This window comes from Herbaspirillum sp. GCM10030257 (assembly GCF_042666555.1).
GTDB lineage: Bacteria > Pseudomonadota > Gammaproteobacteria > Burkholderiales > Burkholderiaceae_D > Noviherbaspirillum.
In genome coordinates this window covers 480,835-496,237 of record NZ_JBHTDH010000001.1, presented here as the reverse complement: position 1 = coordinate 496,237, position 15,403 = coordinate 480,835, and the positions used below count along the sequence as shown (strand labels likewise).

The 15,403-nt window shown below is 57.5% G+C and carries 10 protein-coding genes; 2 read left to right on the top strand and 8 right to left on the bottom strand.

Features of this window, described 5'->3' with window-relative positions:
- Positions 1 to 79: 79 nt before the first annotated feature.
- Both glgX and glgA read right to left on the bottom strand, forming a co-directional pair.
- Positions 80 to 2,188, bottom strand: a complete 2,109-nt coding sequence (gene glgX / locus ACFQUU_RS02245; RefSeq protein WP_382241981.1) for a glycogen debranching protein GlgX — start codon at positions 2,186 to 2,188, stop codon at positions 80 to 82.
- A gap of 97 nt (positions 2,189 to 2,285) precedes the next feature.
- Entirely contained in the window at positions 2,286 to 3,812 is a 1,527-nt protein-coding gene (gene glgA, locus ACFQUU_RS02240) for a glycogen synthase GlgA (RefSeq protein WP_382241978.1), read from the bottom strand.
- A gap of 629 nt (positions 3,813 to 4,441) precedes the next feature.
- Between glgA and ACFQUU_RS02235 the strand changes: the two genes are divergently transcribed.
- Positions 4,442 to 5,551, top strand: coding sequence for a BMP family ABC transporter substrate-binding protein (locus ACFQUU_RS02235; protein WP_382241975.1), 1,110 nt, complete (start codon positions 4,442 to 4,444; stop codon positions 5,549 to 5,551).
- A gap of 85 nt (positions 5,552 to 5,636) precedes the next feature.
- Here ACFQUU_RS02235 and ACFQUU_RS02230 read toward each other — a convergent pair whose 3' ends face one another.
- From ACFQUU_RS02230 to ACFQUU_RS02210, 5 genes are all read right to left on the bottom strand, one after another.
- Positions 5,637 to 8,498 carry an ATP-binding protein gene (locus ACFQUU_RS02230; protein WP_382241972.1) on the bottom strand — a complete coding sequence of 954 codons (2,862 nt, stop codon included), beginning with the start codon at positions 8,496 to 8,498 and terminating at the stop codon, positions 5,637 to 5,639.
- A 3-nt stretch (positions 8,499 to 8,501) separates the two neighbouring features.
- Positions 8,502 to 9,719 (bottom strand): ABC transporter substrate-binding protein, encoded by a 1,218-nt coding sequence (locus ACFQUU_RS02225; RefSeq protein WP_382241969.1) that lies wholly within the window; start codon positions 9,717 to 9,719, stop codon positions 8,502 to 8,504.
- Positions 9,720 to 10,078: 359 nt separating this feature from the next.
- A complete protein-coding gene (locus ACFQUU_RS02220; RefSeq protein WP_382241966.1) occupies positions 10,079 to 11,548 on the bottom strand; it encodes a UvrD-helicase domain-containing protein in 1,470 nt (489 codons plus the stop codon).
- Positions 11,549 to 11,643: 95 nt separating this feature from the next.
- The gene (locus ACFQUU_RS02215) at positions 11,644 to 12,663 is read right to left on the bottom strand and encodes an alpha/beta hydrolase (protein ID WP_382241963.1); all 1,020 of its coding nucleotides are present in this window, start codon (positions 12,661 to 12,663) and stop codon (positions 11,644 to 11,646) included.
- A gap of 134 nt (positions 12,664 to 12,797) precedes the next feature.
- Positions 12,798 to 14,003, bottom strand: coding sequence for an iron-containing alcohol dehydrogenase (locus ACFQUU_RS02210; RefSeq protein WP_382241960.1), 1,206 nt, complete (start codon positions 14,001 to 14,003; stop codon positions 12,798 to 12,800).
- 199 nt (positions 14,004 to 14,202) lie between these two features.
- On the opposite strand from ACFQUU_RS02210, the gene ACFQUU_RS02205 reads away from it, so the two are divergent.
- Positions 14,203 to 14,517, top strand: coding sequence for a GNAT family N-acetyltransferase (locus tag ACFQUU_RS02205; protein WP_382241957.1), 315 nt, complete (start codon positions 14,203 to 14,205; stop codon positions 14,515 to 14,517).
- Between the two features lie 253 nt (positions 14,518 to 14,770).
- Here the strand turns inward: ACFQUU_RS02205 and ACFQUU_RS02200 are convergent, their stop codons facing one another.
- On the bottom strand, positions 14,771 to 15,400 hold the full coding sequence (locus tag ACFQUU_RS02200) for an SAM-dependent methyltransferase (protein ID WP_382241954.1): 630 nt from the start codon (positions 15,398 to 15,400) through the stop codon (positions 14,771 to 14,773).
- Positions 15,401 to 15,403: the final 3 nt, after the last annotated feature.

Sequence of the window (15,403 nt, the reverse complement as noted above, 5' to 3'; positions counted from 1 at the left end):
CACACTACATATCGAATGGCCGAGGGGTAATTTGCCTCAGCACGTTTGATACGCAAGATCGATGCCCGTTGCAATTGATTTAGCGCAAGGCCTTGGGAATGCGCGTGCCGAACACCATCACACTGTGGCCCTGCACTTCAATGGTGTTCTCCGTAATCTCGCGATTCTGCGTCTCATCCAGCGCGCTGTCGAGCAGTAAATGCCATGTACGCGATGGCTCCGGGAAGCTGAACAGCAAAGGCTCATGCCCACCGTTGATAAGCATCAACACCATGTCGATGAGGCCACCGCCATTGAAGCTTGCGCGTTGTACGGTCAGTGCCCGTGCTTCCGGATTTTGCCACGCTTCGGAAGATAATTCTTCGCCGCGTTCATCGAACCATGCGACGTCGCGAATTCCCGGTTCCAGTTCTTCGCCATGCAGAAAGCGTTGCGCCTGCAGCGACTCAAAACTATGTCGCAGCGAGATCAGTCGACCGACATAGGCGCTCAGTGACTGGCCATCGGGACTCTGGGCCATCGCCCAGTCAACCCAGGAAATTTCATTGTCTTGGCAGTACGCATTATTGTTGCCACGCTGAGTTCTGCCGAATTCATCTCCGGCAAGCAACATCGGCGTTCCCTGTGCAAACATCATCGTAGCCAGCATGGCGCGGCGCACCCGATTACGCAGATCCACAATCGCCGGATCATCCGTCTCGCCTTCCACGCCCCAGTTTGCGCTGAAGTTTTCCGAATGACCGTCATTGCCGTTTTCGCCGTTGGCCTCATTGTGTCTTTCGGTATAGCTGACCACATCCCGCAGCGTAAAGCCGTCATGCGAGGCAACGTAATTGATCGATGCCCAGGGCTTGCGGCGGCGCTTGTTGAACAGGTCCGCCGATCCGCTCAGGCGTGCGGCGAAGTCAGCGCGCTGGCCGGAATCGCCACGCCAGAATCGCCGCACGCCATCCCGGAATTTGTCATTCCATTCCGCGAAGCCGGGTGGATGATTGCCAAGCTGATAGCCGCCCGGGCCAATGTCCCAGGGTTCCGAAATCAGTTTTAACCGCGACAGCACGGGGTCCTGCATGATCGCATCAAAGAAACCTGATCCCTGATCGAAGCCGGTCCCTTCACGCCCGAGCGTAGCACCGAGGTCGAAACGAAAGCCGTCGATATGGAAGGACTCCGCCCAATAGCGCAGCGAATCCATGACCATCTGCAGCACGCGCGGATGCGAGACGTTGAGTGTATTGCCGCAACCGGTTTCATTGATGTAATAGCGCTCGTTGCCGGGGACAAGGCGAAAGTAACTGGCATTGTCGAGGCCCCGAAAGCAAATGGTCGGACCCAGTTCATTGCCGCTGCTCGTGTGGTTGTAGACCACATCAAGGATGACTTCCAGGCCTGCTGCATGCAGACGACGTATGGCGACCCGCATGTCGTTCAGACCGCCCTTTGACAGATAGCCTGGTTCGGGTGCGAAGAAGGAAAGCGGACTGTAGCCCCAATAGTTGCGCAGGCCGCGTTCGATCAGGAAATGGTCCTGCATGAAGGCGTTGACCGGCATGAGCTCCACCGTAGTGACGCCGAGCTTGAGCAAGTGCTCGATGAAACGCGGATTGGCAAGCGCCGCAAAGGTGCCACGCAAGTCCGTGCGCAAGTCGTCGCGCAAGATCGAAATACCGCGCACATGTGTTTCGTAAATGACAGTCTTCGCCCATGGAACAAGCGGGCGGCGGTCGTCGCCCCAGTTAAATGTCTCTTCCACCACCACGGCCTTTGGCAAGGCCGGCGCACTATCGCGGCGATCGAAGCTCAGGTCGGCGCGTGACGAACCGAGCCGGTAGCCGAACAGCGCATCGGCCCACCGCAACGGGCCGGACAGTAATTTTGCATACGGATCGAGCAGCAACTTGTGATGGTTAAAGCGGTGACCGCGATGCGGGTCATACGGACCATAGGCGCGAAAGCCGTAGAGTAAGCCAGGCGAGGCTTCGGGCAGATAACCATGCCAGACTTCGTCGGTGCAATCGGGCAATGGCAGCCGGGCGACTTCCTTGCGTCCCGCCGCGTCGAAAATGCAGAGCGCCATTTTTTCTGCGTTTGCCGAGAACACCGCGAAATTGACGCCTTGCCCGTCATAGGTCGCTCCCAGTGGATAAGGGCGTCCTGGCAGAAGGCGATCGGGGATCTCAAAAAACATGTGTCAGCTCTTTCCGAAATACGATGCCCGGTCGCGGCGGCAGGCAGGGCGCGCGCAAAACAATCTTTACCGCGCCCGCATGACTGCGGATACCGGCTCAGGCAGTCATGTATTGCGGAACGTCCTCGACCAGTGGCTCCGCCACCGGCGCGAACAGTTCCCCGGCCGCTTCAGGCGCGATCTCTTTATAAACCCCCATGTATTGGTCAGCAGGCTCGTCCCAGGAAAAGTTTGCCGACATCGCGTTACGCTGCATACGATGCCATTCATTTGGCCGCGCATATAACTCGAACGCCCGACTGACCGCGGCGATCATGTCTTCCGCCGTTTCACCGTCGAACAAAATGCCATTGGCGTATTCCGGCGTTACGCCGGTCAGGCCACTGTCGCTGATGGAATCGATCATGCCGCCGACGCGTGAAGCGATCGGGATGGTGCCATAGCGCATCGAATACAAAGGGGTCAGGCCAAACGGCTCGAAGCGTGTGCCGTGCAACAGCATATCCGCACCGGCGTGCAATGCATGTGCACGCCGCTCGTCGTAGCCGATGTAGATACCGACGCGCTCCGGGAATTGCTCTTCCAACGCCACAAAACCTTGTTCATATTCCCGGTCTCCACGCCCGATCACGGCAAGCTGGGCGCGCGGATAGCGATGCAATACTTCCGGCAGCGACGCCAGGGCGACATCCGCCATCTTCTGGTGGGTAATCCTGCTGCCGATGGCAAGGATGGGGGCGAAAGGGTCGATCGGCAGATTGAACAAATGCTGCAGGTCGCGCTTGCAGCTGCTCTTTCCACGCATGTCGGAAAGGCTGAACGGTCGCGCAATCAAGCTATCGGTCGCCGGGTCCCAGGCATCGAGGTCGACGCCATTGCGAATCGCAACGAGATCATCCTTGCGTGCGTTCAGCAAGCCGTCCATCCCGTGGCCGAAGCGCGGTGTAAGGATTTCGCCGGCATAGGACTGGCTCACGGTCGATATGCGGTCGGCATGCCGGATACCGGCCTTGAGGAAGCTCAGCTTGCCCCAGAATTCGAGTTCATCGGGAGTCAGCATGTGAGCCGGGATACCGAGCGTCGCTGCAAGGTCCATCGGGTAATTGCCCTGGAACGCCAGATTGTGAATCGTCAGCAGCGTGCCCACATCCGATATCCCGCGCAGGCGCAGCAATGCCGGAATCAGGCCGGCATGCCAGTCATTGGCATGCACGATATGCGGCGCCGGAAGCGCGGTCTCACCTGCGCAGATGCTGACAGCAGCATGCGCCAGCGAAGCGAAGCACAAGGCATTGTCGGCAAACTCCTGGCCCTGATGATCGACGTAGGGGTTGGCGGTGCGCGTTGCGATGCACGCGGTGTCGAGCAGTAGAACAGGCACGTCGCTGTCGGGCATTGTGCCGCGTAACAGGCGCCCGGGCCCGCCGGGCAGTGATGTCAGTTCCCCGACCGCCTGTACATCCTTTGCCCGCTCGATCGCCGCAGGATAGCCCGGCATCAGCACGCTTGCGTCGACCCCGCGCCGGCGTAGCGCCCGTGCAAGCGAGGTAATGACATCGGCGAGCCCGCCGGTTTTTACGAGTGGAACAGCTTCGGATGTGACGAGCAAGACACGGGCGTTCAAGGTTATGGCTCCCTGATTGTTAAATGGAGCGGCATTTCCGGGCGCACGAAAGCGGGCCTGCCTGTACAGGCTAACGCGACGTGCCGACTTGGAGACTTAACACCCTCTGAGCGTACTGACTATGTCTTCGCCCAAGAAGTTGAAATAGGCCAATGGAAATACCGAGTCTCGCCACAATAAAACGTCGGCTTGCGAAGTCTATTGCGTAAAATCAACTTTGATGTGACGCGCCGCGGAACCCGGCTTATTCGCCGGGATTTTTTATCGCTCCCGACTTATCGGCGATCGCCGAGGATTAATAGGGTCCGACATGTTTGTTATCGACGGCGACAAACTGACCGGCAATGCAGCAAGCGGCATGTTGATAGGCATCCTTAGTCTGTGAGCTTCATGGAAGCTATGCCGCATCGAGCTTCCGATAAATTGATCGGCTGATCCGATATCCACGCACATGTCGTTGACAGCCATTTTGGCTGACCTTATAAGTTAGTCCGTAAGTGGGTATAAGCGATCAGCCTTACGGGGGCAGCGTAATTTCGCCGCGGTTTGGTAGGAGATTGCTCACTGGCGCGTCGCCACAGACCACCGATTCTAGTGCTGAATAATTCTAACGAACTAGGAGACAAATCATGCCATACCCTGAGCTTTCAATCTTCAGAGCGGTCGCATTACGCCAATTCAGTGCGGCGTTGATCACGGCCTTGACCGTGTGCACCGGCGCCGCTCATGCGGCAGAGCCGCTAAAGACATGTTTTCTCTACAACCTACCTATTGGTGAGAGCGGCTGGATCTACCAGCGCGAACTTGCGCGCAAGGAGCTTGTCGCTGCACTGGGCGACAAAATCACCACTCAGTACGTTGAGAACATTGCTGAAGGCCCGGACGGTGAACGTGTGTTACGTAACTTCGTCAAGGACGGATGCAAGCTGATCTTCGCGCCTTCCTTCGGCCTCATGGAACAGGTCATGAAGGTGGCTCGCCAGTCGCCCGACGTTATCTTCATGAACGGCAGCGGCTACAAGACCGCTGCCAATGTTGGTGTGTACAACGCGCGATATTACGAAGGTCGGTATTTGGAAGGCGTATTGGCTGGGCACATGAGCAAAAGTGGCATTGCCGGATATGTAGGTTCATTCCCCATACCGGAAGTGCTGCAGGGGCTGAATGCATTTACCCTTGGTATGCGAAGCGTTAATCCTAAAGCATCTGTGAAGCTTATCTGGGCCAATACCTGGTATGACCCGGGAAAGGAACGTGACGCGGCAGGCACTTTGATCAAACTAGGTGCCGACGTGCTTGCTTATCACACATCCGGCGTGTCTATCGTAACGGCCGCTGAAGATAAAGGCGTTTACACGCTCGGGTACTACTCCGATGTGCGCAAGTTTGGGCCGAAAACCAATCTGACTTCCATCATGCAAACCTGGGGACCGTTCTACATCAAGACGGTGGAAGACGTGCTGGCCAAACGGTGGAAGTCGGCGAACACACTTGGCGGCCTGCGTGAAGGCATGATCAAGATGGCGCCGCTAAACGATGCTGTGCCGCCCGCAGTCCGCGAAAAGCTGCAGGAAGCCGAGCGTGCAATTATTGATGGCAAGCTTCATCCCTTTGCAGGTCCCATTGTCGACCAGGAAGGAAAGGAACGCGTCGCCAAGGGTAAGGTCATGAGTGATGAAGAACTGAACGGGATGAAGTTTCTCGTCGATGGTATCGAAGGGCGCTCGCCGAAACATTAGGCCTAAACACAAACGGGCGGAGAAAAATGTGGCGTCTCCGTCCGTACGTGGAGCCTGTCCAGGTTTGCGGTCGGAAACCTGATCGTCAGCTTGCGTATTTCTTATGCTCACGCCGCCCTCGCGCGAGAATTGCCACGACTTCTTCCCGCGTCGCGGGTTTTACAATGTGGTAGTCGAAGCCGGCGGTTTCCGACTTTTCACGGTCTTCCTTGCGCCCATAACCGGTCACTGCGACCAACAAGGCAGCGCGGGTTTCCGGCATTTCACGTAATTTGGCGGCCAGCGTATAACCGTCCATTTCAGGCAGGCCGATATCGAGCAGGAATACCTGCGGAGGCTGTCGCCGCGCCGCTTCCAGCGCCTTGTCGGCGCGATGTGCGACAGTGACACGATGTCCTTCGGCTTCCATCAGGACCGCAAGGCTGCGCGCCGCGTCGACGTTGTCATCAACAATCATGAGTTCAAGCGCTACCATTGGACGCGTCGCACCTACCGCCGCTTCCGGCTTCACCGTACTGAGCTTGTCCTGCACCGCGAGGCGCGGCAGGCGGATCGTAAACAAACTTCCCCGATCTGTCCCTTCGCTGTAGACGTCGACACTGCCGCCGTGCAGTTCGACCAGGCTACGTACCAGCGCCAGCCCAAGTCCGAGTCCCCCTTGCGAACGATCGGGCGAGCGTTCGGCCTGGGTGAACAGCTCAAACACATGCGGCAACAGGTCGGGCGAAATGCCGATTCCTGTATCCCGGACGCTGATGTCGACCGAACCGGCATTCAGGCCAACGGCGATGACGATGTCGCCGCCTTCGGCCGTATATTTGGCAGCGTTGTTCAAGAGGTTGGACACGATCTGCACCAGGCGCGTGCGGTCGCCGGTCACATAAGCGGCTTCGCTCTGCGACCCGATCCTGAGCATGTGCTTACGCGACTGGATCAGTGGACGCACCTGTTCGACGGCTCCCGAGATGACCTCGGCAATATTGACCGGCTCGCGCTCAAGCTTCACCAGTCCACGCGTAACGCGCGAGACGTCCAGCAAGTCGTGGATCAGACTGGTCATGTGATCGACCTGGCGGGTGATGATTTCGCTGGTGAGGCGCACACGTTCCGGGTCGGGATGTGCCATCTTGAGTATTTCCGCCGCCGTGCTGATCGGCGCGAGAGGATTCCTCAATTCATGGGCGAGCATCGCAAGGAACTCGTCCTTGCGCCGATTGGCTATCCGCAATGCTTCTTCCGCTTGTTTTCTTACCGTCACATCGAGCATGATGCCGCGCATCGATTGTGGATTACCGCGATCGTTGCTGATGATTCTGCCACTGACCTCGACCCAGATGAGCACACCCGTGTCAGAGCGGACCATCCGGATCACCTGATCGAAATGACCGCGTTCCCGGACAGCCCGATTGATTGCTTTGCGCAGCGCAGGCAAATCCTCGCGATGCACGGCATCCCATGCGGCGTTGTTTGCCATGGCTGCGATGCCGAAAATGTCGGCGGCATTCGCGGAAAAGCGTAGCTGGCCGCTGCCGAGATCCCAATCCCACACCGCCATGCGCGCAGCAACCAGGCCTTCGCGCAGCCGCTCTTCACTTTCACGCACGGCGCGTTCAGCACGTTCGATCTGCGAGACATCGGTATTGGTGCCAAACCATTGCACGATCCGTCCTGCCCCGTCCCGCAGGGGTGCGGCCGACGTGAAAAAGGGCCGGAATTCGCCGTCCGCACCGCGCAACGGAAAAGTCATCTGGAATGGCCGTCCCGTGTCGATACTTGTCTGCATGCGTTCGATCACGTGTGGCAGCATTGCCGGGTCATGCACCGACTGCCAGCCCAGGCCTTCCATCTGCTCAGGTTGGGTGCCGGTATATTCATACCAGCGGTCGTTATACCAATGGATGCGTCCGTCCGGGTTGGCGATCCAGGCAAGCTGCGGAATCGTATTGGCCAGTTGAAGAAATTTTTCACGCTCTCGCTGCAATTCCGCATGTTGTTCGTACAGGCGATCCAGCATGTGGTTGATCGATCCGGCGAGACTGGCGATCTCGGTGCTGCGTCCGGGCTCGGCACGCTGTCGGCTAAAGCCCTCGCTGACCACGCTGCGCGAAAACGCTTCCAGCTTTTGCAGGTCCCTGGTCAGTTTGACTGCGAGGCGAGAACCGAGCACCAGCACCGTGCCGGCCAGTCCCAGCGCAATGATGAAGATCGTCGCGAATTGCGGTGCAAGGTCCGCAGCCGACGTCTCACCCGGCGGCTCGACGATGTGGAAATTCAGATGCTTGAAGACGGGCGGCGAGTTAACCGCTACCTTGACCATAGGAATACGCGTGCGCGCCGCCGCAGATGCCGCCGTACCCCAAGTCAGCCGCGCCGTGTCATTGGGTTGCAAATCGCGCAGAAGTATCTTGTAGAACAAGGCTCCTTCGGGCGTTTGCGTCCGCGCATACACCAGCAGTTCAACACCGATCAGTTCGGGCCCGTTCGGCCCCTCGATAATGTCCGCGCCGCGCTGGCCGCTGTTGATATGACGCACCAGCCACCGCATGTCGCTGTCAGTAAACTGCGCAATGCCGTTCCCTGAAATTTCCTTGCCGGAAAAGTCGGTAAAGAGCACCTGAATCGGTACCCCGTTGATCTGACGCATGCTGTTGAGATAGGGCGTGATATAGGTTTCACGGCCCGCGCTATCGACCAGCCCGGCGGCCAGAATGCTGCTGCTGGCAACTTCCGACAGGCGTGACGAGATTGCGTGCAAGGTGGAGCTCATCGTCGCAGCATGAAAATCGACCTCCTTCTGCGATAGGATATGCATCGCCGCACCATGTTGCCGGGTCACCAGCCACCACGAGGATGCAGTCGTCAAGATCAACGCAAACGTCGCCAGTGCGGCGCTTGCCAGGGCAAAGCGCCGTGCGAGGCTGCCAGCGGCCGGTCTACGGAAAATCATGCACTACTTCTTCATCGGCACCAGCACACCATCGTGCCGGTAGCGGGCCATGATCAGTTCGCCCGGGCCGAGCGCTTCATGCCGGGTGGGAGTGAACGGTGGCTTGTAGCGCTTGATCAGGCCACGGTATTCCGGTAACCGCTCCAGCGCATCGCGTACCGCTGGGCGGTCAGCAGTACCGGCAAGATTAATGGCACGGGCCAGGATATGCATCATGTCATAAGCATGCGCGACACCGACCGGCGCATTGATATCGTCCACCTTGCGCACATCCGATATCTTCGCCGCGGTACGCATGAACTGGCTCAGCGGCTGCTTGTCGGCATTAAAGAAGCTGAAGGTCTGGATGACCGAGAAGTCAACGTCATTGAGCGCAGGGCCGGCCTGCTTGACAAATTCGCCACCGGTGATGCCCCAGTGACTGATGATGGGAATGCGCTTCTCCCGCGGCAGTGCGGCGACTTCGCGTACCAGAACCGCCGCTTCATCGTCGTTGGCCACCAGGACCATGGCCTTGGCGCCTGCATTGAGCAGCTTGTTGTATTTATCGACAAGGGTCGTGTCACGCCAGTTGTACCACGTGGTCTGGACAATCTTGGGACCATCGACGCTCTCCAAGTATTTTTCCGCAGCGGCGAGGTTGCTGCGCCCCCACGAGGTATTGGTCAATAACAGTCCCACATTTTTAAGGCCGCGCGCCTCCGCGCTTTTCAGCATGGTCGGCATGGCAAGGCTGTCGCGCAATGACAGGCGAAAAATATAGTTCGGCTTCATGCCGTTATCGACGATAACGTCGGCCGAAGACCAGACTGCCATGAACAGCAACTTAGTCTCGCGCAGCTTGGGTAGTTGCTCGATGACGACCGGGCTGAAGCGTCCACCAAATACCGCGACCACATTCGGCATGGCGGCGAATTCTTCGATGTTGCGAATTCCACGCGCCGGCATCGAGCGATGATCCTTTGTCAGTATTTCCAGCGGCCTGCCACCCAGCACACCGCCCGCTTCATTGATTTCAGTGACGGCGGCGCGCACGCCGAACTCAACTGCCTGGGCCGAGGTACTGTGGGCAAGTCCGAATTCACCATCGATGCCGATGACGACGGGCGTCTTGTCGACGGCTTTGCCTGCCAGCGAGAAGGAAGAAGCCATCCCGCCAAGGAGGGTCAACGCGAGGACCTTTCTGCGCCGGGTATCGGCTTGAAATGTGGCATCAGGCATGAAAACTCCATCGATTGAGAATGCAGCCCATGATACAGCCGGGCCCTCCATAGACTCTGTTCCAGTCGCAAAGTGTCTTGCCGGTGTGCAACCTGAAAAATCTGGTCCAGTGCACAGCCGCACAGCGCGGCCGGAACTTTGCCTTGGCCTCATTATAGATGCGGCCAAGGCAAAGTTCCGCCGTCTCAGAGTCGCAATGTGCGTCTCTGGACGCCGGACTTACCGCAGTTGTCCTGGCGCTTTCAAGGTACAGTTCATTCGCCGGTGCGCGCTGTGGCCCAGACCCACCCTTTACACTACCCGGCAGGTTTTGCAATGACTGTGATTGTCAATCGAGCGCGGAAGAGAAAGTCAATAACTCAGACGCTGCGACCCGTCGGCTTTAGCGTGACAACAGGAGCGCCATGCAAAGGAAGTTTGCCGGCGTCCACCGCCTGCATGAATGCCAGGAATTGCTTGTTGAAGCGTATGGCCTGTTTTGCGCGGGTCATGGCTACATAGAGCAGATTGACCTCCTGCTCAAAATCGATGTGCTCGGTACGATTTGGCTTGCCTCTTTTATCCACCAGATCATGGAAATCGTCATCGAGTACAAGCTGATCGAACTGCAAACCTTTGGATCGATGTGCCGTCATTAACAGTACCTGCGCCTCCTCGGGATTTTCACAGGCATGGAGCATCACTTGTTCAATCAGGCCGGGCAGTTTTTCCCTGTATCTGGTGACAACGGCTACGAGCGACAATATCTCTTTGTCTCCGGAGTCCCGACCATACGTTGCCAGCGCGTCGAAATCGGAGAATTCCCGATAGAAGCTGTCCTGTACCTGATCCTTCTTTTCGCTCCACATGCTGTAGACATCCCGCAATTTCCCGAACAGGTAACTCTGCAGACCACCGACGAAATGGATCCTGTACTGGCCAAGCATCTGAATGGCTTGCGCAAAAACCCCGGCGTTGGTACGACTGATGATGGCAAAAGGCTGGGAATAATCAATACAGTCAGGCCGGGCCGCCATCCGGGCACGTCCGACGATGACATGGTTTTCACCTTTTAGACAGGTCAGAAGCGTCGTTGCAGCGTTGGCGACCAAAGCACCGAAGCGCATGGACTGCGTGAGGTAATGCTGCTCTGCCTCAGGCAACAAATCCATGACATTCACATTCCCCCTGAATCCATAGATCGCCTGGTGCTTGTCGCCGACCAGCACCTTCCCGCATGCCTGGCTAAAGACAATATCCGCCGTCACTGGATTGGTATCCTGTGCCTCGTCCAGCAGGATGACATCGTAGCGTTTCGACAATACTGGCCTGGAAAGCTGAAACAGCTTCAGGTAACCATCATGGGGCAAGGGGATCGGCTTGTTCTGATCGGCCATATCGTGCCAGAGGCGCTGCGCGGCACCGACGATGCGCTGGCGATCCGACAGGGCAAGCTCGCTTGGCACATGGTCCAGACCGACGGATGCATTGGCCGAGTACATGAAGCCTTCAATCGTCTTGACGAGGACATCCGCTACAGGAAGATTGACGTCCGTGTAGTAACGCATGATGTCGGTCGGGCGCAGTTGCCCAAGCTTGTGCCTGAAGCGATGACCAAAGACACTATACGCCAGCGAATGAATCGTCTTGCAATCTACATTCGGCGGAAAGGATTCGGCGGCCTCGGTCGCCATGGCCTTGTTAAAGGCAAGATAAAGGATGCGTCGCTGCGGGCGTGCAGCGGCATACCCGCGAAGAGTTGTGGTTTTGCCAGTGCCAGCGAACGCGTTGACGACGACGTTGGCGGCCTGACTGTTGATGACACCGATTTGCTCGCTCGTGAAATTCATGCCTGCATTGTAAATGGGCCAGGCCTGCCACGTTTACGGCCCGATCAACGGAGAGTGATTGCACCTCAAACCCCAACCGGGCCAGCAATGACAAGTCAGGCAATGCCTTTCAGCCAGCCCAGGACATCGCGCTGCACTTCCTGGCGATTGGTTTCGTTCAGCAGTTCGTGGCGCGCGCCCTCGTAAAAGCGATGGTCAAGATGCGACATGCCCAAGGCCTTGTAGCGGTCGAGCAAGGCTTGTGTCGACTGCAGGTTCGCGCCTACCGGATCCAGCGCGCCTTGAATGACCAGCACCGGTAATACCTTTGGAATGCGCACCTCACGTGCCGGATCGCGTAACGCAGCCATGCCCTGGAAAAAATCGCTGACAAGCTCATTGCTGAATGAAAAACCGGCCTGCGGGTCTTGCTGATATTTTTGAACCTCAGTGGCGTCGCGGCTCAGCCATTCGAATCCCGGCTTGCCGGTGAACGGCTTGTTGAAGTCCGTGAAGAGCCCCGCCCAGAATTGCGATGGCTCGAGCGGTGCTGCTTTGGTCGCTGCAAGGAGAGCGGTCAGGAGTTCCGGCGGCGGCGGCGGACTGTACGCGGTACCGCTCAGGATCAAACCGTCAAGCTGGCTTGTGCGGGTGATGTAGTCCTGGGCGATGAAGGAGCCCATGCTATGCCCGAACAGCACCAGTTTTGCTTGCGGATGCTGTTGTCGAATGATTTGGCTGAGCGCTATTTCATCGTCGACAAAGCGGTTCCATGCGTCCGGGCCGGCGTCGCCGAGTTGACCGGAACGGATCCGGGTTCTTCCGTGGCCGCGATGATCACTTGCGTAGACTGCATAGCCCTCATTGACCAGCGCCTCGGCGAAGCGGTCATAGCGTCCGCTATGCTCGGCTGCGCCATGGACGATCTGCACCGCGAGCCTCGGCGTGGCGGCTTTTTGCCATACCCGATAGTGAATCTCGGCACCGTCCTTTGCCCGGAATGAAGACCAAGCTCTTTTCCCGGCCGAGCCACCGGTCGCGGTTGCACACCCACTCGCCATGATCGATAGTCCAGCCATGCCGGCTGCCGCCATCCATGTGCATCCCTGCACGAAATCTCGTCTGCCATGATGCATGTTCGTCTCCGTTATTGTTATAGAAGTCACATTGTTGATGAATTTGAGATCCTGGACTTGATGTAAATACAGTTTGACGTCGTGCGGAAATCCGCTTTCATCGCACCACTCTGCCCACAATGAGAAGTCTGTTACTACAACCTGGCTCTGACTAACGCTGACAATTCCGCATCCTCAATAACCAGCGGATTGGTTCGCATGCTTCCGCCGCGACTGCCAGCTACCACTCGGTCGATATCCGCTTCTCCAACGCCAAAACTTGCAAGCCGCGGCAAATTCAGACGTCGAGTCCAGCCCCGTAATAAATCAATCAACTGTTCGCCGGCGTCGCTATCAGGCAGAGCGGGATCATTCGTGAGTAAGCGCCCGGCATCGGCATACTTGCGCAAGGCCGGCGACTGCGGTGCCCGCTCGCGTAATGCGCGAATATTCACAGCGGTTGCTTCCGCGACCAGCGTGCCGCATACAATGCCGTGCGGTATCGGGAAATACGCGCCAAGCGGCGAAGCGAGACCATGCACCGAGCCCAGCCCCGCTTGCGCCAGCGTGATACCGGATAACATGGATGCATAGGCCAAAGCTTGCAATCCGTTTGCTTCATCAGGATGCCCTGCTTCCCATGCAGACCAGAAGCCATCACGGAAGGACGCCAGGCCAGACATCGCGAGCGCATCGGTAAATGGGCTCGCCTGCGTTGAGACCAGCGATTCGAGCAGCTGCGTAAAGGCATCCATGCCATTGGCAGCGATCAGATCTTTCGGACAGGAAGCTAGCAGCGACGGATCGACGATGGCAATACGCGGCACCAGCAGATCATGGCGAAACGATTTCTTGAAACCTTGGTGACCGCGCACGCTGAGCACCGCATTCTTGGTCGCTTCACTGCCGGTGCCGGCCGTAGTCGGAACCGCGAGCAAGGGAACGGCAGGTCCGGTGTAGGCAAGGCCCTTGCCTACACCTTCCAGATAATCCATGACAGAATTGCGCACCTCCAGCAGTCCAGCGATCGCTTTGGCGGCATCCAGCACGCTGCCGCCACCAATGGCGATCACGAGTCCGATACCAGTTCCGCCAAAACGCGCGGTAGCCTCGTCCACCAGTTCGGGAGATGGTTCATCAGTGACTTGCAACCATTCCCAACTGATGCCCTGCCGTGCCAGTCCGGACTGCAGTGCACCCCAGTGCGGCGTCGATATGAAAGACTTGCCACCGGTCACGAGTAAAACTTTCGTGGCAAACTGTGCTGCCACGTCGGGGATTTCACCGATGCGTCCCGCGCCAAAACGAATTTCCGGCAGTCGCGCGACAGAAAACGCGGACAAGGTATTGAAGTGTGACATCGGTGTGCTGGCCAGTAATCAAGAATGATCGAGTTTGTTACTATACCGCGAGACGCCGAATCGTTTCGGAGCAGGGCGATAGCGCGAACACCAGCGGGCTTTGCCTGTCTGAGGAAATTGTTGCTACTGTTTCAGCCGGACACACGTGGCGGGACAACGGTCTAACCGCTTATTGACACGACTAATGATAGGAAAACCCATGGAAGGCTCAACGCTGAAAGACAATAAAGACGCGCGTCGTTATGAATTGATAGCTAATGGCGAAGTAGTGGGCTTTGCCCAGTACCGAATGTCGGGCGACACCGTGACGATTACCCATACTGAAATCGACCCGGCCCATGAAGGTAAAGGCTATGGCTCCGCACTGGCAAAACAGACGCTAGACCAGCTCAAGGCAAACCGGCAGAATCTCATTCCCGCATGCCAGTTCATTGCAGGCTATATCGGCAAACATCAGGAGTACGCTGATCTGGTTGCCTCCTCAAAAGGTAACGATCGGACCACGCCGAGGTAATCTTCAGCGTGTTGTCGACAACACACGCGCCGCGTGCGGTGTCGAGCGCCAAAGTTAGTGCGACTGGCATTACTCCGTGGCGATTGGCGATTGACGTTTGACAGTGATGCGACCAGCGCAAAAGAATGGGTCGGCCATCTGGCCGCCCCTTTTTCCTGACTGACATTGGGGACAATGTCACAGTGCCCGGTTGTGGGGTTCTCTCACAGATCCGATGTTGTTACAACAGGCGATCGCACCACGCTGGGGCGGTTCAAGCCTTCTTTGATCCCACTGCAGATTTATTTGCCTCCGTGATCGTCCAGTAGTAAATGGTTTTACCGCCGATTCGTTCTTCGCGTTCCGGCGGCCATTCCGGTCCCATATCGAAATCATGGGATACGACTCGGGTACCGACTTTCAACTGTCTCCACAACATGGGCCGGATCTTGCGATTGACTTCGGGAAGCAGGTACAGGGTCACGACGGTGGCTTTTGATACGTCAGCCTTGAACAGGTCACCCACACGGAAACCAACCCGGTCTTCCACGCCCGCCCGTTTGGCATTTGCCTTGGCTTCCTCAATGCGTGCCGGATTGAGATCGATTCCGACACCAGAGGCACCGCGTTCTTTCGCGGCGGTGACGACGATGCGCCCGTCCCCACAACCAAGGTCATACAGCACGTCGTCCTTACCGACCTTGGCCAGATCAAGCATACGATTGACGATCTCCGGAGGAGTAGGCACATAGGGAACATCGAGCTTGGGTCCGGCCTGAGCTTGCGCTTGCGTATGTGTCGTACCAAGCAAGGCACACACCAAGCACATCAGGAAAACGGAAAGCGGTCCGTACTTGAAAGAGATCATGTAGATCGTTTGATAGGGGGATCGACGCAAATGCATGGC

Bases quoted from the DNA above. Each gene is read 5' to 3' on its own strand.
- glgX (WP_382241981.1), bottom strand. From the start codon at position 2,188: ATGTTTTTTGAGATCCCCGATCGCCTTCTGCCAGGACGCCCTTATCCA.
- ACFQUU_RS02235 (WP_382241975.1), top strand. From the start codon at position 4,442: ATGCCATACCCTGAGCTTTCAATCTTCAGAGCGGTCGCATTACGCCAA.
- ACFQUU_RS02230 (WP_382241972.1), bottom strand. From the start codon at position 8,498: ATGATTTTCCGTAGACCGGCCGCTGGCAGCCTCGCACGGCGCTTTGCC.
- ACFQUU_RS02225 (WP_382241969.1), bottom strand. From the start codon at position 9,719: ATGCCTGATGCCACATTTCAAGCCGATACCCGGCGCAGAAAGGTCCTC.
- ACFQUU_RS02220 (WP_382241966.1), bottom strand. From the start codon at position 11,548: ATGAATTTCACGAGCGAGCAAATCGGTGTCATCAACAGTCAGGCCGCC.
- ACFQUU_RS02215 (WP_382241963.1), bottom strand. From the start codon at position 12,663: ATGCATCATGGCAGACGAGATTTCGTGCAGGGATGCACATGGATGGCG.
- ACFQUU_RS02210 (WP_382241960.1), bottom strand. From the start codon at position 14,003: ATGTCACACTTCAATACCTTGTCCGCGTTTTCTGTCGCGCGACTGCCG.
- ACFQUU_RS02205 (WP_382241957.1), top strand. From the start codon at position 14,203: ATGGAAGGCTCAACGCTGAAAGACAATAAAGACGCGCGTCGTTATGAA.
- ACFQUU_RS02200 (WP_382241954.1), bottom strand. From the start codon at position 15,400: ATGCATTTGCGTCGATCCCCCTATCAAACGATCTACATGATCTCTTTC.